Source organism: Streptomyces sp. NPDC046860 (genome assembly GCF_040645115.1).
Lineage (GTDB): Bacteria > Actinomycetota > Actinomycetes > Streptomycetales > Streptomycetaceae > Streptomyces.
In genome coordinates, this window is record NZ_JBEYXQ010000016.1 from 119,696 (window position 1) to 136,899 (window position 17,204).

A 17,204-nucleotide genomic window follows, 5' to 3' on the forward strand; every position below is an offset into this window, starting at 1 on the left:
ACTCCTCCGGAAGGCGGGCGGCCGTACGCCTTGTGGGCTGTACGTCAGGCCCGGCCTACGCCCCCGCCTTCCCCAGTGCCGTCCGCAGCCGGCCGTCGGACTCCTTCAGCAGGCGGGTCGCCGTGGCGCCGTCCACCCCCGCCAGGACGATCAGGATCGCGGTCTTCACCTCGCCGTCCGCCTCGGACAGCGCCCGCTCGATCTCCGCGTCCTGCGCGCCCGTCGCCTGGGCCACGATCCGCCGCGAACGCGCCCGGAGTTTGGCGTTGGAGGCGCGGACGTCGACCATCAGGTTCCCGTACGTCTTGCCCAGCCGGATCATCGTGATCGTCGACAGCATGTTCAGGACGAGTTTCTGCGCGGTGCCCGCCTTCAGCCGGGTCGAGCCGGTGAGCAGTTCGGGGCCCACGACCACCTCGATGCCGTGCTCGGCGGCGGCCGCCAGGGCGCTGTCCGCGTTGCAGGACAGGCCCACCGTCAGCGCGCCGGCCGCGCGGGCGTGCTCGACCGCGCCGACCGCGTACGGCGTGCGCCCGGACGCGGAGACACCGACCACCGAGTCCTCGGGGGTCAGCTTCAGCGCGTCCAGGTCGGCGCGGGCGAGCCCGGCGGAATCCTCCGCGCCCTCCACGGAGTTCACCATCGCGCCCGGGCCGCCCGCGATCAGCCCGACGACCTGGCCGGGGGCGGTGTTGAAGGTGGGCGGGCACTCGGAGGCGTCCAGCACGCCGAGCCGTCCGGCCGTACCGGCGCCCGCGTACACCAGACGCCCGCCGCGTCCCATGCGGTCGGCGACGGCGTCCGCGGCGGCGGCGATCTCGGGCAGTCGGGCCGCGACGGCCGCGGGCACGCCCGCGTCCTCGCCGTTCATCAGCCGGGCGATGTCCAGCGTGGGCCATTGGTCGATGCCGGCCAGCTCCGGCCGGAACGCCTCGGTCGTCAGGGTGGCCAGCTCGCTCTGGAGGCGAAGGGAGTCGGTCATCTGGTGCGGCTCTTTCCGGTGGGTCCGAGGAGATGGGCGCTAGCGCTGTGCGCTCCGGTGCCGGTGTGCCAGTGCTTCGTAGGACGCGGCCAGCGCGGGGGCCGCGGTCTCGTAGGTCCGCTGGGCCACGCCCACGAACAGGCAGTCCACGACGAGGAGCTGGCCCGTCCGGGAGGACATCGCGGCCGGGCGCAGCTCGCTCTCGCGGGAGGTGGCCGTGGTCAGCACGTGGTCGGCGTACTGGGTGACCGGGGAGTCGGGGCGGCCGGTGACGGCGATGGTGGTCGCGCCCCGCTCGAAGGCGGTGCGCAGCGGTTCTATGACGTCGCCGGTCGAGCCCGAGTGGGTGATGGCGACGGCCACGTCCCCCGCGCGCAGCTGCACCGCGTTGGTCACCGCGAGGTGCGGGTCGCCCGGCGCGTGCGCGACCAGCCCGATCCGCAGCAGCTTCTGGGTGAGGTCCTGCGCGACCAGGCCGGACGCCCCGATGCCGTAAACGTCGGTGCGGCGGGCGGCGGCGAGCGCGGTCACGGCCGCGCCGAGCTGGGCGGTGTCCAGTCCGGCCGCGGTGTCGGCGAGGGTCTGCTGCTCCTCGTAGGCCAGTTTGGTGACCACGTCGGTGAGCGGGTCGTCCACCGCGATGTCCGTGGTGATCGCCGGCGCGCCGCCGGACTCCTGCCGGGCCGCGAGCCCGGCGAGGGCGAGCCGCAGGTCCCGGTAGCCGGGGTAACCGAGGATGCGGGCGGTGCGGACGACCGTGGCCTCGCTGGTGCCGGTCAGTTCCGCGAGCCCGGTCACCGTCAGTGCGGCGCAGCCCGCCGGGTCGCCGGCCACGGCCTCCGCGACGCGCTGCATGGACCGGGTCATGGACGGGGTCAGGGTGCGCACCTTGGCGGCGAGCGAGCCGCCGGGACTCCCGAAAGTTTCCTTCACGTCCTGGGTCACGTCTGAAAGATATTTCCCGTTCGGCAGGCGGGGCAAGAGTGCGCACAATGGGGGGCATGGACGACGCCACCGATCCCGTCACCCCGCTCGAACAGGCGCTGCACGCGGCCCGCGCGCTGGTGCTCGCCGACCTGATGGCGAGCGAGGTGGCCGAGGCGGACGTGGTCTCGCTGGTCGAGGAGTCGCTCACGCAGCGCCGCTGGTGGGTCGAGCAGTGGCCCGAGGGCGCCGACTTCGTCGCCGGGCTGGTCGCGCAGGACGTGCAGGACGCGCTGCTGGAGCGCAAGGGCCGCTGGCCGCTGTGCCCGGCGTGCGGCACGGGCGACCCGCACGCGCTGGACGTGGAACCGGAGCTGGGCCCCGACCCGCACTGGGTGTGCCACGAGGCCGGTGTGGACATCGCGGCCGTGGGCTCGCTCGCCGAGGCGCTGGACGGGAACACGCCCGGATGAGGGCCGCGCCCGCGTGACCGTCTACATAGACCCGCCCGCCTGGCCCGGCCACGGCCGCATGTGGTCCCACCTCGTCAGTGACGTCTCGTACGACGAGCTGCACCTCTTCGCGGCCGCCCTCGGCGTGCCCCGCCGCGCCTTCGAGCGCGACCACTACGACATCCCGGCCCACCGCTACGCCGACGCGGTGGCCGCGGGCGCGGTGGAGGTGCGCAGCCGCGAGGTCGTCCGGCTGCTGCACGCGGCGGGACTGCGGCGGCGCAAGAGCGGCTAGGGACGCCGGACCCGTGGGCCCGCGTCGGCCCGGCCCACGCCGACCCGCCGGTTCCCGTCAGCCCTCGTAAACGTACAGCCGCAGGCCGCCGTCCATGCCGCGGTCCTCGTGGGCCGTACGTTCCTGTTCGGTGTCGGCGCGGCGGAAGCCGGCGCGGGCCAGGACGCGTTGCGAGGGGGCGTTGTCCGCCTCGACGGTGGCGACGACCGTCGAGACGTCGTCACGGTCCAGGGCCCAGGCGGTGAGGGCGCCGACCGCCTCGGTCGCGTAGCCCTGGCCGCGCGCCTCGGGGACGAGGTCGTAGCCGATCTCCACGCGGCCGTCGGCGTCCGGGGTGCCGTGGAAGCCGATGCCGCCGACCGCGAGGCCGTCCTCGGCGCGGACCAGGGCGAAGACGCCGAAGTCGGGCCGGTGGACGCCCGCCTCGTACGCCTTGACCATGAAGCCGGCCGCCTCCCGGGTGCCCTCGTAGGGGGCGCCGCCGAGCCAGGTGAGGCCGCCGTCGCCGCCCAGGCGGAGATCGCGGGCGGCGGCCGGGCGCAGGCCGGTCAGGGTGAGGCGTTCGGCGGGGAGGACGAGGTTGTTGTGCCAGCGCCAGCCGTCCACCTTCGGTCTGCCCGCCAGCTCGCCCCGGCCGGTCGCCCACAGCAGCGTCGGCCAGGCATCCGGGCCCGGCTGGACGTGCGGGAAGAGCCAGGTCAGCACGGACTCGGCCAGGTCCGCGGGGGGCGTGTAGGGGAGCCCGAGGCCCTGGGCCATGTCGGAGGAGTGCAGCAGCACCTCGGTCACGCCCATCGCGGCGAACCCCTCGCGGTCCGCGCTGCGGAACGGGTAGGGGTGGAAGGCGCGGGTCCCGGGCGCGGCGGTGTCCACCGCGGCGGCGAGCAGCGCGCCGGTGGTCTGAAGGACGTGCAGCAGGCCGTCGTTGCCGGTGCCGTCCTCCAGCCGCATCTCGAAGGGCACGTACGCGTCGCGCGCGTGTCCGGCGAGGTTGCCCGCGTAGGCGAGGAGGCACTCGGCGAGGTGCGTGGCGGTGGCGTGGCAGTCCCACTCCAGACCGCCGGCGCGGACGGCGGACCAGTCGCGGTCCACGGCCGGACGCAGTGTCGTCACGCAGCCGCGCACGGCCTCGGTCACCTGGGCACCGCTCATCGCTCGCATGCCCAAAACCCTAGGCGCGCGGCCGGTGTCAGGGCGACAGCATTTCCAGCTCTCCCGCGAGGTTCCAGCGGGCCGTCGCCTCCCAGTGCTCCGCGCCGTAGGGGGTGTGGAACAGCTTCGGCAGATCGAGGAGTTGGCGCAGTACCGCCGAACGACCCTCGTGGAAGGCATCGTTGGGAACGAAGTGGTACTCCTCGCGGATCTCGGCCGCGTACGCGGCGTACGCCGAGGGGGCGGAGGCCAGGACCGCCAGGTCGGCGTCGCACAGCACCTGGCCGTCGCGGTCGTCGCCGGCCGGGTCGTGGCCGACGGTGAGCCGGACCAGCCGGGCCACCTCCGCGACCTTCGCCTCCGGCAGCCCGGCCTCGGTCAGCGCCCGCTCGGCCAGCCGCGCGGACCGCTCCTCGTTCTCGGAGCGTTCGGGCAGGTAGACCGCGTCGTGGAACCAGGCCGCCAGCCGGACGACGTCGGGGTCGTCGGCGTGCTCCGCCAGCGCGTCGACCCGGTCGAGGACCGCCGTGAGATGGGCGAGCGTGTGGTAGCGCCGCTGCGGCTCCTGCCAACGGGCGATCAGGTTCCGGGCGTACGGCGCCGGGTCGGGGCCCTCGCCCGGCGCGCGGGCGGCTTCGAGGGCGCGGGCGAAGCGGAGCCCGAGGTCTGCTGCGGTGTCTGCGTCGGCCATGTGTCCATTGTTCCGGTGATCCGGGGCGTACCCTAAAATTGGACTAGACCTGTAGCCGCCGATTGGGGAGCCATGAGCAAGCGTGCGGTCCTGGAGGTGATCGCCCTCGGCGTCGAGGACGCGGTCGCCGCCGAGGCGGGAGGCGCGGACCGGCTGGAACTGGTCACCGACATGGCGGCGGACGGGCTCAGCCCGCGGCCCGACGTGGTGGCCGGCATCCGGGCCGCCGTCGCCGTCGACCTGCGCGTGATGCTGCGGCTCACCGACGGGTTCGCGGCCGGCGACCTCGACCGGCTGACCCGGGTGGCCGCCGAGCTGCGGGACGCCGGCGCCGACCAGTTCGTGCTCGGCTTCCTCGACCCGGCCGGGGACGTCGACCTCGCGGCGGTCGAGCGGGTCGTCGGGGCGCTGGACGGCTGCCCGTGGACCTTTCACCGCGCGATCGACCGCGCCGCCGACCGGGACGCGCTGCGCCGCCGCCTGTGCGGGCTGCCCGGTCTGGACACCTTCCTGACCGCGGGCGCCGCGGCGGGCGTGGACGAGGGGCTGCCCACGCTCACCGCCGAGGCCGCGCACACCGGGACGCCGGGGTACGAGCCCCGGATCATGGTCGGCGGCGGACTGCGCCTGGAACACGTGCCCGCGCTGCGCTCGGCCGGCATCGACGCCTTCCACATCGGCGGCGCGGCCCGGCCGCAGGGCTGGACGGGCCCGGTGTGCGCGGGGGCGGTCGGCCGGTGGCGCACGACGCTGGACGGCGCCTGAGCGCGCGGACGGGAATGTTCCCCGCGGACGGTTCGTTGGCCCTGCGCCCGTGCACACCGCTGTCGTTGGGAGCAACGTGTCCGAGACCACGCACGCCGTCACCACCGTCCTTCCCGCACCGATCGTCCAGGCCGAGCGGCTGATCGAGCTGGGGGTGCACGAGATCGCCGGGCTGCCGGCCGCCGAGATCCGGGAGGCCGCCGAGGCGCTCGGGGAGCACGACGCCGATGCCCTCCTCGCCGTCCACCCCGACCGCGCCCCCGCCTCCGCCCTCGCGCCGCTGCTGAGCCGCCGCGGCAAGCCGGGGTTCGTCGTCACCGACATGACCGACGTCGACCTCTTCGCGCCGCTGGACACCACCGGCCTGCCCGGGACCCCGCTGTACCTGGTCACCGGCGTCGACCGGGGCGACGACCTGGCCGACTGGAGCCCGGACGAGGCACTGCCCGCGCTCACCGGACGCTCCCGGACCCCGCTGCTGCTGACCGAGGGCATCCACTGGGTGCTGCAGCGGCCGGACGTGCTGGAGCGCAATCACTGCTTCATGACCATCGGCTCCCGGCTGCGCAAGCCCGGCGGCGCGCTCGACGCCCGTACCCCGGCGCTCTGGATCAGCAACGGCACCGGACGGGACGGGCGGGAGCGGCGCGAGGCGCCCAAGGTGGGCTGGTGCTGGGCGGGCAACCGGCACACCTGGCTGGGGTTCGCCTCGGGCACCGGCCGCCGGGGCTGAACACCGGCGGCCCGCTCCGGCGCGGCCCCGCCCTCAGGCGGCGAGCTGCTCGGGCAGCGGCCCGGTGTGCGCCACGATCAGCCCCGACACCGCCCGGGTCAGGGTGACGTACAGCCGCCGCAGGCCGGTGCGTTCGTCGGGCTCGCCCTCGATCACCGCCCGCGGCTCGTCCAGGACCACGTAGTCGTACTCCAGGCCCTTGGCGAGCGAGGCCGGGACCAGGGTCAGCCGGGTCTCCTCGGTGGTCTCCTCACCGGGGGCGAGGAAGCCGATCCCGGCCTCCCGCAGGGCCTCGGCGAGCGCGGGCACACGGGCGTCGGCGGCGATCAGACCGGTCGAGCCCTCGTGGCGCAGCAACTCCTCGCAGGCCGCGACCAGATCGTGGTCGCCGCCGGCCTCCCGCACCTCGAAGAAGCCGGGGTTCTCCCGGACGGAGGCCACCGGGGTGAGGCCGGGGGCGATGTGGGGGAGCAGCCGGGACGCGTAGGTGATCACGTCCGTCGGGACGCGGAAACCCGCCGTCAGCTCCTCGATCACGCCGTCGCCCTTGCCGAGGTGGGCCAGCGCCTCGTCCCAGCTCCGGGTGGCCCAGGGGGTGGTGCCCTGGGCGAGGTCGCCGAGCACGGTCGCGCTGCCGGTCGTGCAGCGGCGCCCGACCGCGCGGTACTGCATGGGGGAGAGGTCCTGCGCCTCGTCCAGGACGACGTGACCGAGCGAGTGGGTGCGCTGGATGAGGTCGGCCGCCTCGTCGATCAGCACCGCGTCGGCGGAGGACCACTTGGCCGACCGCACGCTGCGCACCGGCCTGGCCCAGAGCACGGCCTTCTGCTCGTCCTCGTCCAGGACTCCGGCCGCGTGCTCGGCGAGGAACTCCCCGTCGGACAGCAGCCGCAGCACCAGCTTGGCCGGGTCGGCCTGCGGCCAGACGGCCTTCACGACCGCCTTGACCGCGCTGTTGCGCGCGACCGCGTCCTGCACCCGGTCGTCCGGCGCCTCCCCGGCCCGCTCCATCTGCACCAGCACCGCGTGCGCGATCCGCTGCGGCAGCGCCTCGCGCGCGGCGCCGTACCGGATCTCGCGGCCCAGCAACTCGCGGACGATCTCCTCCAGTTCGTACGCCGGTACGCGCCAGCGCCGGGAGCCGCGCACCACCACGACCGGCTCGGTGGGCATCGTCACCTGGGCGTACAGCGCGCGGCGCAGCACCTCGGCCATCCGGGCGTCGCCCTTGAGGACGGCGGCCGGCGCCTCGTCCGCGCCGCTCACCTCCACATGGGCCACCAGGTCGTCCACGGTGGCCTGCCGCACGCTCAGCTCGCCCAGCGCGGGCAGCACCTGCTCGATGTAGTGCAGGAAGGACCGGTTCGGCCCGATGACCAGGGTGCCGGTGCGGGCGAGCCGCTCCCGGTGGGCGTAGAGCAGATAGGCGACCCGGTGCAGACCGACCGCCGTCTTGCCCGTGCCGGGGCCTCCCTGCACGCACACCGTGCCGCCCAGCCCGCTGCGGACGATCTCGTCCTGCTCGGGCTGGATGGTGGCGACGATGTCCCGCATCGGGCCGACACGCGGCCGCTCGATCTCCTGCTGGAGCAGCTTGCTGGTGGCCGCCGTCTCCGTCGGGTCCGACAGGTGCTCGTCCTCGTACGCGGTCAGCTCGCCGCCGGTGTAGCCGAAGCGGCGGCGCAGTCCCACGTCCATCGGGTCCTTGCCGGACGCCCGGTAGAACGGCTGCGAGACGGGGGCGCGCCAGTCGATGACCATGGGGTCGCCGTCGGCGTCGTGGACGTGCCTGCGCCCGATGTAGAAGCGCTCGCCGTCCGCGCCCTCGGCCTGTTCGGCGCCCGGCGTGTGCAGGTAGTCGAGCCTGCCGAAGAACAGCGGGGTGTCGCTGAGGTCGGCCAGCGCCTTGATCCGGTCGTCGATCTGGCGGGCGAGGACCGCGGCGTTGACCCAGTTCGCGGTGACGTCCTTGATGTCCATGGCCTCCACGTCCTCCCGCATGGCGCGCAGGGCGGCCCGGGAGTCGGCGAGGTGGGTGCGTTCGCGGGTCAGGGGGGCGCGGGGGTCGTCGAGCGGCGCGGTCGCGGACAAGGGGGTGCCTCCGGTTGAACCTGCTGCGTGGTCACGAGGGGGTGCCGTCCGGTTACCGGCCGGGCGGCGGCACTCCGAGGGGAGGCGGGCAAGAGCGGAGATTGTAGGCGCGCCGGGCGGGGCGGGGCCAATGAATTGGCCGCCGTGTCCGGAACCCGCCGGGGCCGACTCGCGGTCGAACTGATGTCCTTGTGTGAGTGATCATGGACGACATACGTTCGACGCCATGTCCATGACGCGTAGAAGCATTCTCAGAGGCATCGCCGCCGCGCCCTTCGCCGGCGTGGCGGGCACCGTCCTCGCCGCCGGAACCGCGCAGGCCGCCACGATCGACCCGGCCCAGTTCGCCCTCACCGCCCGCACGGGCAACTCCTCCGGGCAGTTCGCCGACCTGAACGCCGGCCTGGCGACCAGGCTGGCGTCGGCAGACGCCACCGCCGTCCTCGCCGACACCAACCGCAAGGCGACCCGGCTCACCAGCGCCCCCGGCACGTCCGAGGCGTTCGAGACCGGCTTCACCTGGGACAGCGGCGACCAGGACGTCGACTACTGGATTCCGCAGGGCGTCACCACCAGCGCCGACGCCTACGGCAACGGCGTCTACCCCGAGGGCGGCACCGACAGGGCCGTCCTGGTCTCCTGGTACTTCGAGACCGACCCGGACGGCAACGGCACCGACAACTACCCGCTCGACAAGGGACTGCGGCTGACCTTCGTCAATTACAACTCCGCCTCCGCGCCCACCTACCGGCACGTCCTGCTGGTCGAGCCGGTGAAGACGGACACCGGCGAGTACTCGTTCAACCCGATCCGCAAGCACGCCGGCGGCATCCTCTGGTACGGCAACCTGCTGTACGTGGTCGACACCTTCAAGGGCCTGCGGGTCTTCGACCTGAACACCCTCTTCAAGGTCGACACCACGCAGGTGGACTCGTGCGGCCTGGTCGACGGCGCCTACTACGGCTACGGCTACTCCTACGTCCTCCCGCAGAGCGGCGCCTACGACAACTCCGGGAAGTACCTGCGCTACTCGGCGATCGGACTCGACCGGGCCAGCACCCCGGACAGCCTGGTGGTGAGCGAGTACTCGGAGCAGGGCACCGTCAACTACAAGGACGGTACGTTCAACGGTACGGGTGAGCCCACCGGCACGCCCAAGGTCGTGCGCTGGAACCTCGACTACACCACCCGCAAGCCGTCCTCGGGCACGCCGAGCGAGGCGGTCACGGTCGCCCAGAAGAAGATCCAGGGCGTGGTGTCGCGCAACACCAAGCACTACCTCTCGGTCAGCAACGGCCCCTCCGGCACGGGTGCGCTGAACACCTTCACCTCCGGCGCCTCCACCGCGAGCACGGTGTGCGATCTGGCCATCGGCTGCGAGGACCTCAGCTACCACAGCAGCGGCGCGTCGGGCTGGGCGTTCGGCAAGTCGGTGATCTGGAACCTCAGCGAGTACACCGGGAAGCGGTACGTGTACGCGGTGCACGCGGACGGCTCGTAGCGGTCCCCCTAGGGGGGCGGGGGTGCCGGGCGTAGGGGCGGGCTCCACCCCCGGGTGCAGAGGAAGCGCCGCGAGAACCGACCCATGGGTGTATTCCGGACTTGTGCCGGAAGTCTCACCATGGAGACATGAGCGCAGCAACCATGCACACCGTCCCACCCCGTCCGTCCGGAGCCTCGCCGGTGGCGGGCGGCGTCCGCCACCACGTCCTGGGCGAGTCCCTGCGCGCGATCAAGGTCTACGCGCAGGCCGCCTTCGGCGTGGTCATACTCGGCGAGTACGGCGAGGAGGCGGGCGTCCACCGCAGATACGGGGACGCCCTGCGGGACCCGTAGTCCGGGCCCTCAGCCCTCCTTGGAACCCTCCGCCAGGATCTCGTCGGCGTCGACGATCCGGTAGGCGTACCCCTGCTCGGCCAGGAAGCGCTGGCGGTGGGCCGCGAAGTCCTGGTCGACGGTGTCACGGGCGACGACCGAGTAGAAGTGCGCCCGATGGCCGTCCGACTTGGGCCGCAGCACCCGGCCGAGCCGCTGTGCCTCCTCCTGGCGCGAGCCGAAGGTGCCGGACACCTGGATGGCGACCGTCGCCTCGGGCAGGTCGATGGAGAAGTTGGCGACCTTGGAGACGACCAGCACGCTGATCTCGCCCTCGCGGAAGGCGTCGAAGAGCTTCTCCCGCTGGGCGTTGGAGGTCTCGCCCTTGATCACGGGCGCGTTCAGATGCTCGCCCAGCTCGTCGAGCTGGTCGATGTACTGCCCGATGACGAGGACCTGCTGCCCGGCGAACCGGCGCACGATCGCCTCGGTGACCTTCCGCTTGGTCGCGGTGGTGGCACAGAAGCGGTACTTGTCCTCGGTCTCGGCGGTGGCGTAGGCGAGCCGCTCGGAGTCGGTGAGGTTGACGCGGACCTCGACGCAGTCGGCCGGCGCGATGTAGCCCTGCGCCTCGATCTCCTTCCAGGGCGCGTCGAACCGCTTGGGCCCGATCAGGGAGAACACGTCCGACTCGCGGCCGTCCTCGCGCACCAGGGTCGCGGTCAGACCGAGGCGGCGGCGGGCCTGGAGATCGGCGGTGAACTTGAAGACGGGAGCGGGCAGCAGATGGACCTCGTCGTAGACGATCAGACCCCAGTCACGGGAGTCGAAGAGCTCCAGGTGCGGGTAGACACCCTTCCGGCGGGTGGTCAGCACCTGGTAGGTGGCGATGGTGACCGGCCGGATCTCCTTCTTCGTGCCGCTGTACTCGCCGATCTCGTCCTCGGTCAGCGAGGTCCGCTTCACCAGCTCGTGCTTCCACTGCCGCGCCGAGACGGTGTTGGTGACGAGGATCAGCGTGGTCGACCCGGCCTGCGCCATCGCCCCGGCGCCGACCAGCGTCTTGCCCGCGCCGCAGGGCAGCACCACGACACCGCTGCCGCCGTGCCAGAAGTTCTCCACCGCCTGCCGCTGGTAGGGGCGCAGCGCCCAGCCGTCCTCGCGCAGGTCGATCGGGTGCGCCTCGCCGTCCACGTAACCGGCGAGGTCCTCGGCGGGCCAGCCCAGCTTGAGCAGGGTCTGCTTGATCTGCCCCCGCTCGGAGGGGTGCACGACGACCGTGTCCGGGTCGATCCGGGCCCCGACCAGCGGGGTGACCCGCTTGGAGCGCAGGATCTCCTCCAGCACCGGCCGGTCGGTGGTGGTGAGCACCAGCCCGTGCGCGGGGTGCTTGCTCAGGGTGAGTCTGCCGTACCGGTCCATGGTCTCGGCGATGTCGACGAGCAGCGCGTGCGGCACGGGATACCGGCTGTACTGCACCAGCGCGTCGACGACCTGCTCGGCGTCGTGCCCGGCGGCCCGCGCGTTCCACAGACCCAGCGGCGTGAGCCGGTAGGTGTGGATGTGCTCGGGAGCCCGTTCCAGTTCGGCGAAGGGCGCGATGGCCCGACGGCATTCGTCGGCCCGCTCGTGGTCGACTTCCAGGAGCAGGGTTTTGTCTGACTGGACGATCAGCGGACCGTTCACCTGTGCCATCCTTCCGCGCGGCCAAACCTCCAGTGTGCCCGATGAGCGGGCACAGGGGGCAGCCGCGGGGATCAGTCGTCCGCCAGCTCGGCCACTCCGGTGATGCGGTGCAGGGGGTAGGTGCGTACTTCGTCGGCGGTGTGGTCGTAGGCGGTGACGAAACCACCCTCGACCCTGATGGGGGCGACCACGCGCTGGCTGGCGGCGCCGTCGGCGTTGACGTAGCCGATCCACACGGCCTCGCCGGTCAGGACGGCCGCCTGCATGGTGGCCAGGGTGTCGGCGGGCGTGGTGCGGGGGAGTTCGCCGCCCGCCGCGGGCTCGGGGCCGGTCGTCTTGCGCGGGGCGGTGGCGGCCAGGTCACCGGCCCGGATCGCGCGGACGGCGGCGGTGAGCAGCACGCTGTCGGGCGACGGCGGCCCCTCCGGGACCGGCTCGGGCGCGGTGCGCGGCGGGGTGCGGTGGGCGTCGGCCCGGGTGATCAGCACATCGCCCTGGGAGGACTCGGCGGCGGGCGCGTAGCCCAGCGCGCGCAGCCCCTCCAGCAGGGTGCCCGGGTCGCAGGGCGCGGCCAGCACGGTCGGGGCGAGGCGGCGCAGCCGCAGGGCGGCGGCCCGCTTGTCGGCGATGATCTCGTTGAGCACCGCGTCGTCGTCGCAGCGGACGTACGCCGAGGCGACGCCCACCCGCAGGTGTCCGTGCCTGCGGGCCACGTCGTCGATGAGATAGGCGAGCGGCTGCGGCACGGGGGTGCGGGAATGCTGGGCGAGGAAGGCGTGCAGGTCGGCGGCGGTCTGCCCGGCGTCCAGCGCCCGCCGTACGGAGGCGGGGGTGAACCGGTAGACGGTCGCGCCGCCCTTGGACTCCACGTCCGCCAGCACCCCGAGGGTCTCGGCGAGCGGCCGCAGCAGGGGACCGGGGGCCACGGCGGTCAGGTCGGCCTGGAGCAGGACATGGTCGAGAGGCTCCGGCAGGAGGGGCGCGAGCAGCCCCACGGCCGTGGCGGTGGCCTGCCCGGTGGCGGTGAGGGGAGCCGTGGGTTCCGGATGGCCGGCGGCGGGGGCCTCGCTCCCGGCGGCGGCCGTGGGGGCGTGGCCGTCGGTGGCCGCGCGGGGTTCGCCGCCGGGACGCGGGATCACCTGCCCGGCCGCCCTGGCGGGCTCGGCGGGCTCCTCGGCCTCGGCCGGCGCCACGCCCATCAGGGCCCGGCCGTGGCTGGAGAGGGCACCCCGGCCGGTCACGCCGAGCAGTTCCGCCTCGCTCAGGGTCCAGCGGGCGAGCCGGACCCGCAGGTCCTCGGCGCCGCCCTGCTGCGGGCCGCGCAGCGGGCGTTCCCAGGTCAGCCGGGTCAGCACGGCGTCCGGCGCGGGGGCCACGCCCTCGGGGAGCCCGGCCAGCAGGCTCAGGACCCGGTGCCGTACCTCGGGCGCGGCCGACCGGTCCAGGCCCGGACCGAGCGCGGAGAGGGCGCGGTCCTTGGCATCCCGGCCGCCGACCAGCCCGGACGTCCGGGTGGCCGTCAGCCAGGCGGTGGCGAGACGCCCCCAGCGTTCGGCGACGGGGCGCTCCAGCCAGGTGTCGTAGGCGGGCGTGGGGGCGTAGCGCTCGTCGGCCGCGCCGTCGGAGGCGAGGAGACCGGCGGCGTAGGTCAGCTCGACCCAGAAAGCGGCGAGCGGTTCGGGCGCGTCGAGGGCGACGGCGGTCCGCTTCAGATCGCGCACACTGAGCCCGCCGGCCCGCAGCACGGCCGGGCCGCCCTGGTCCCAGAGCTTCAGCAGCTCCTCGACGGTGGCGAGCGCGGTGTACGCCTGCCCGGCCGCCGTCGCGTCCACGATCCGGCGGCCGTGGGCCACGGCCGGCTCCACCGCGGGCGGCACCGGCTCGGGCGCCCGGTGCGCGCGGCCGCCGCGCAGGTGCAGCGCGACCTCGCGGGGCAGGACGACCGTGCCGGGCGCGGTCGGCAGCAGCAGGCCCCGGTCGAGCAGCCAGCGCAGATGGGCGGCCGGGTCGGCGGTGACCTGGCCGTAGGGCGGCCCCCACATCAGCCGGGTCAGCACCTCGCGCGCGGCTTCCGGAGCGCCCGAGAGCAGCGCGGCCATCCTCTTCCGGTCGGTGAACAGACCGGTGAGCGCGTCGACGGCGGAGACCGGGTCGTGCGTGGAGGGCAGCCCGGCCGTGTTCACGATCTGCTGCACGCGCCCCGGTGACATGCCCGACGTCGCCTCCCGCACGGTCGGGCCGAGCCCGGTGGGGGAGGGGTGCTGCGCGGAGGGCGCGAGGAGTTCGCGGGCGGTGCGGACGAGGTGCAGCCGGTCGTCGTCGCCCCAGATCAGGGCCTGTTCGCGCAGCGTGGCCACGGTGGCGGGCAGCGCCGCGCTGACGGCCTCGTCGCCGTCGTCACCGGCCAGCAGCTCGTGCAGGGTGTCGTAGGTCGCCGGGTCCGGGGCGACGGCGAGCGCCTGCGCGGCCTGGAGCGCGAAACGGTCCAGGTGCTCCAGCGCGCGCAGCACCGAGGCACGGGTGCCCGCGCGGGTGGCGAGCTGGGTGAGGTCGGTGGGGACGGGCGCGATGAGGTCGGGTCGGTCGCGCAGCAGCGCGGCCAGCGAGGCGTCGTCCCGCGTACGGAGTGCCTCCGCCAGGGACCGGGGGGCTGAAGGTGCCTCGGGGCTCATCTGACCCACGTTAGCGGCTGGCGCGGGCGGCGGCCGAGGGTCCCGGGGGGCCGCTCCGCACGCGTGGGCCGATTGGTGGCGGTCTGCGCTACCTTCTGGGCGGGGTTCCACCGCCGTCGCCCCGGAGGGGTTTTCCGTTGGGGATCGAGAGCGACCAGGTCGTCTACGAGTATCTGAGCCGCGTCGGTGACGTGGCGCAGCAGCGGCAGCTGCCGTCGTCCACACGGATGCGGCTGGTCTCCCAGCTGCGCAACGAGATCGACCGGCACCGGGCCAGGGCGACCGTGGACAGCCCGGCCGCCGTGCGCCGCATCCTGGACCGGCTGGGCAGTCCGGACGACGTGGTGCGCGCGGTGGGCGGCCAGGGGGCCGCCCCGCAGCCGCCGCCCGCCGCCGTGCCCGTGCAGCCCGAGCCGGCCAAGCCGGAGAGGCCGGAGAAGCCGGAGCGCAGGGGCAGGGGGCTCAAGGGGCTGCGCGCCGTCGTGCCCCGGCCGCGTCCGGCCGAGCCCGGCCCCTCCGTACCGGCCGACGCCGCGTCCCCGCCGCACCTCGCCCCCGCGCACGAACTCGGCGATTCGCTGACCCGGCCCGACTGGTGGCGGGTGGAGGACGGACCGTTCGGCGCGGCGGCCGCGGACTCGGTGCCGGGGTTCGTCGGCGGGGTGGAGATCCCCGAGATGCTGAAGCGGCCCGCGAGGCCGGCGGAGCGGACCGTCGAGCCGGAGGAGGAGCCCGGGACGGAGGAAGCCGTCGTGGAGCCCGCCGGGGTCCCGCGCTCCCGGCTCAGGCGACTCGTCCCGCTGCCCTCGGCCGGCTGGACCAACCCGCTCCTGCTGCTGGGCGCCGCCGCGCTGCTGGCCGGGGCGGTGCTGGGCAACTGGTTCGCCCTGATCCTCGGCTGGCTCATCGCCTACGGCTCCCGCCGCCTGACCCCGGCCGAGACCAAGTGGGCCGTGATGGTGCTGCCCGCCCTCGCCGTGGCGGCCGGGGTGACCTACCTCTGGGGCCGTGCCACCGGCCACTGGGGCACCCCGGTGGCCGAGGGGCACCTGAGCGACGCCCTGGCCGGGACCTGGCCGTGGGTGGTGCGGGGGGCGGCGGTGAGTTCGGCGCTGTTCCTGCTCTGGCGGTCGCAGCGGAGGCGGTAGCGGGACCCGGCACCTTCCGCCCGGCCCCCGGCCCGGCACAATGGCCCCCATGCCCTCCACCTCCGCGCCCACCGTCGGCTTCGACCTCGACATGACGCTCATCGACTCGCGGCCCGGCATCCGGGCCTGCTATCTGGCGCTGTCGGAGCGGACCGGGGTGTACGTGGACGCCGACCTCGTGGTGACGCGGCTGGGCCCGCCGCTCACGGAGGAGCTGGTGAACTGGTTCCCGGCCGAGGAGGTGCCCGCGGCGGCCGACCTGTACCGGGCGATGTACCCCGAGTACGCCATCGCCCCGACGCCCGCCCTGACCGGCGCCCGTGAGGCCGTGGCGGCCGTCCGCGCCGCCGGGGGCCGGACGATGGTGGTCACCGCGAAGTACGAGCCCAACGCCAAGCTTCACCTCGCCCACCTCGGTATCGAGCCGGACGTGGTGGTCGGCGACCTGTGGGCCGAGGACAAGGCACGCGCGCTGCGCGAGCACGGGGCGCACATCTACGTCGGCGACCACACCGGGGACGTACGGGGCGCCCGCGCCGCCGGGGCGCTCTCGGTCGCGGTGGCCACGGGCCCGTGCGCCCCCGGGGAACTGCGGGCGGCCGGAGCCGACGTGGTGCTCGACGACCTCACCGGCTTCCCGGCCTGGCTGGACGGCCACCGCGCGGCAGCCGGCGTCTGACGACCCCGGGGACCGTCCGGGACTAGGGCCTTTCTTCCGGATCAGGCCGGCTCGGATCGACGGTGCCTTCGGGCCGACCCGAGCGGGGTCTGGTGCGTGCGGCTGCAAGGCGGAGGAGGGCGGCGACGCGGAGCGTCGGCGACCGACGACAACGCGGCAGACGTGCGTGCCAGGGCCCGCGACCCCGGCAAGATCCGGAAGACAGGCCCTACGCCTCCGGGCGCGCCTCGCCCCGCGCCTGACGGCGTCCCGCGGACACCGAGCGGAGCACGCCCGCTCCCGCGATCAGGAACCCCACCGCCATGAGCATGCTCAGGCCGAACATGTAGGTCGGAAAGGGCTCCGCGCCGAGAAGGAGCGGGGCCACCGTGACGAGGGTTGCCACGGCGCCGAGGAAGAAGACGATGACTCCGGCGCGGATCAGTCCGTCACCGGGCCCGGCGGAATTCGTTTGGGTTTTGTCACGCACCGGACCAGGGTAGTTCCCAGCCCGAGAGAACAACCGGGGAGCACCTTGTCACCCGCCCGAAGACCATTAGCCTTGGTGTCGGCGGGTCGTGGTCGACCCGCCGCAGTGCTACGCAGAGCCGTTTCCGAGCATTTTCCGACGAGTACGAGGACGAGGACAGACGTGCCCACCGGCAAGGTCAAGTGGTTCAACAGCGAGAAGGGCTTCGGCTTCCTCTCCCGCGACGACGGCGGCGACGTCTTCGTCCATTCCTCGGTCCTGCCCGCCGGAGTCGAGGCGCTCAAGCCGGGACAGCGCGTGGAGTTCGGCGTCGTCGCCGGTCAGCGCGGCGACCAGGCGCTCTCGGTGACCGTGCTCGACCCGACCCCCTCCGTCGCGGCCGCCCAGCGCAAGAAGCCCGACGAGCTGGCCTCCATCGTGCAGGACCTCACCACCCTGCTGGAGAACATCACGCCGATGCTGGAGAAGGGCCGCTACCCGGAGCGCACCTCCGGCAAGAAGATCGCCGGACTCCTGCGCGCCGTCGCGGACCAGCTCGACGTCTGAGCCGCCGCCCCTAGGCCGTGTCCGCAAAGTGGCGCCTGGCTCGCGACGCCTGGCACGCACGCTCGCCGCGTTGTCGGGATCGCCCTCGTACATCCAGTACGAGG

The 17,204-nt window shown here is 74.0% G+C and carries 17 protein-coding genes; 9 read left to right on the forward strand and 8 right to left on the reverse strand.

The genetic code is table 11. The annotated features are described in order from the left end of the window. Nucleotides 1–55: 55 nt before the first annotated feature. Nucleotides 56–982 (reverse strand): N-acetylmuramic acid 6-phosphate etherase, encoded by a 927-nt coding sequence (gene murQ / locus ABZ898_RS22445; protein WP_361661605.1) that lies wholly within the window; start codon nt 980–982, stop codon nt 56–58. A 39-nt stretch (nt 983–1,021) separates the two neighbouring features. Next, on the reverse strand, nt 1,022–1,927 hold the full coding sequence (locus ABZ898_RS22450) for a MurR/RpiR family transcriptional regulator (protein ID WP_361661608.1): 906 nt from the start codon (nt 1,925–1,927) through the stop codon (nt 1,022–1,024). 56 nt (nt 1,928–1,983) lie between these two features. On the opposite strand from ABZ898_RS22450, the gene ABZ898_RS22455 reads away from it, so the two are divergent. Both ABZ898_RS22455 and ABZ898_RS22460 read left to right on the forward strand, forming a co-directional pair. Continuing rightward, on the forward strand, nt 1,984–2,379 hold the full coding sequence (locus ABZ898_RS22455; RefSeq protein ID WP_361661611.1) for a hypothetical protein: 396 nt from the start codon (nt 1,984–1,986) through the stop codon (nt 2,377–2,379). Between the two features lie 13 nt (nt 2,380–2,392). Continuing rightward, on the forward strand, nt 2,393–2,653 hold the full coding sequence (locus ABZ898_RS22460) for a DUF4031 domain-containing protein (RefSeq protein WP_361661614.1): 261 nt from the start codon (nt 2,393–2,395) through the stop codon (nt 2,651–2,653). 57 nt (nt 2,654–2,710) lie between these two features. Here ABZ898_RS22460 and ABZ898_RS22465 read toward each other — a convergent pair whose 3' ends face one another. Both ABZ898_RS22465 and ABZ898_RS22470 read right to left on the reverse strand, forming a co-directional pair. Then, nucleotides 2,711–3,814, reverse strand: coding sequence for a GNAT family N-acetyltransferase (locus ABZ898_RS22465; RefSeq protein ID WP_361661617.1), 1,104 nt, complete (start codon nt 3,812–3,814; stop codon nt 2,711–2,713). A gap of 28 nt (nt 3,815–3,842) precedes the next feature. After that, nucleotides 3,843–4,496 carry a hypothetical protein gene (locus ABZ898_RS22470; RefSeq protein WP_361661620.1) on the reverse strand — a complete coding sequence of 218 codons (654 nt, stop codon included), beginning with the start codon at nt 4,494–4,496 and terminating at the stop codon, nt 3,843–3,845. Nucleotides 4,497–4,568: 72 nt separating this feature from the next. On the opposite strand from ABZ898_RS22470, the gene ABZ898_RS22475 reads away from it, so the two are divergent. Then, nucleotides 4,569–5,261: a copper homeostasis protein CutC gene (locus ABZ898_RS22475; RefSeq protein WP_361661623.1), complete on the forward strand. Its 693-nt coding sequence runs from the start codon at nt 4,569–4,571 to the stop codon at nt 5,259–5,261. Nucleotides 5,262–5,337: 76 nt separating this feature from the next. Beyond that, nucleotides 5,338–5,994 carry a DUF5701 family protein gene (locus tag ABZ898_RS22480; RefSeq protein WP_361661626.1) on the forward strand — a complete coding sequence of 219 codons (657 nt, stop codon included), beginning with the start codon at nt 5,338–5,340 and terminating at the stop codon, nt 5,992–5,994. A gap of 33 nt (nt 5,995–6,027) precedes the next feature. Here ABZ898_RS22480 and ABZ898_RS22485 read toward each other — a convergent pair whose 3' ends face one another. Further along, nucleotides 6,028–7,995 (reverse strand): UvrD-helicase domain-containing protein, encoded by a 1,968-nt coding sequence (locus ABZ898_RS22485; protein ID WP_361661664.1) that lies wholly within the window; start codon nt 7,993–7,995, stop codon nt 6,028–6,030. Between the two features lie 316 nt (nt 7,996–8,311). Here ABZ898_RS22485 and ABZ898_RS22490 point away from each other — a divergent pair, with 316 nt between their 5' ends. Together ABZ898_RS22490 and ABZ898_RS22495 are read left to right on the forward strand one after the other, a co-directional pair. Next, nucleotides 8,312–9,586 (forward strand): hypothetical protein, encoded by a 1,275-nt coding sequence (locus tag ABZ898_RS22490; protein ID WP_361661629.1) that lies wholly within the window; start codon nt 8,312–8,314, stop codon nt 9,584–9,586. A gap of 128 nt (nt 9,587–9,714) precedes the next feature. Then, on the forward strand, nt 9,715–9,921 hold the full coding sequence (locus ABZ898_RS22495; protein WP_361661631.1) for a hypothetical protein: 207 nt from the start codon (nt 9,715–9,717) through the stop codon (nt 9,919–9,921). Nucleotides 9,922–9,930: 9 nt separating this feature from the next. Here the strand turns inward: ABZ898_RS22495 and ABZ898_RS22500 are convergent, their stop codons facing one another. Both ABZ898_RS22500 and ABZ898_RS22505 read right to left on the reverse strand, forming a co-directional pair. Continuing rightward, a complete protein-coding gene (locus ABZ898_RS22500; protein ID WP_361661634.1) occupies nt 9,931–11,586 on the reverse strand; it encodes a DNA repair helicase XPB in 1,656 nt (551 codons plus the stop codon). 71 nt (nt 11,587–11,657) lie between these two features. After that, nucleotides 11,658–14,258, reverse strand: coding sequence for a helicase C-terminal domain-containing protein (locus tag ABZ898_RS22505; RefSeq protein WP_361661637.1), 2,601 nt, complete (start codon nt 14,256–14,258; stop codon nt 11,658–11,660). A gap of 137 nt (nt 14,259–14,395) precedes the next feature. Here ABZ898_RS22505 and ABZ898_RS22510 point away from each other — a divergent pair, with 137 nt between their 5' ends. After that, the gene (locus ABZ898_RS22510; RefSeq protein WP_361661640.1) at nt 14,396–15,406 is read left to right on the forward strand and encodes a hypothetical protein; all 1,011 of its coding nucleotides are present in this window, start codon (nt 14,396–14,398) and stop codon (nt 15,404–15,406) included. Between the two features lie 49 nt (nt 15,407–15,455). Then, nucleotides 15,456–16,085: a haloacid dehalogenase-like hydrolase gene (locus ABZ898_RS22515; RefSeq protein WP_361661643.1), complete on the forward strand. Its 630-nt coding sequence runs from the start codon at nt 15,456–15,458 to the stop codon at nt 16,083–16,085. 208 nt (nt 16,086–16,293) lie between these two features. On the opposite strand, the gene ABZ898_RS22520 is transcribed toward ABZ898_RS22515, so the two are convergent. Beyond that, entirely contained in the window at nt 16,294–16,554 is a 261-nt protein-coding gene (locus ABZ898_RS22520; protein ID WP_361661646.1) for a hypothetical protein, read from the reverse strand. Nucleotides 16,555–16,716: 162 nt separating this feature from the next. On the opposite strand from ABZ898_RS22520, the gene ABZ898_RS22525 reads away from it, so the two are divergent. Then, nucleotides 16,717–17,100 (forward strand): cold-shock protein, encoded by a 384-nt coding sequence (locus tag ABZ898_RS22525; RefSeq protein WP_086694554.1) that lies wholly within the window; start codon nt 16,717–16,719, stop codon nt 17,098–17,100. Nucleotides 17,101–17,204 lie beyond the last annotated feature (104 nt).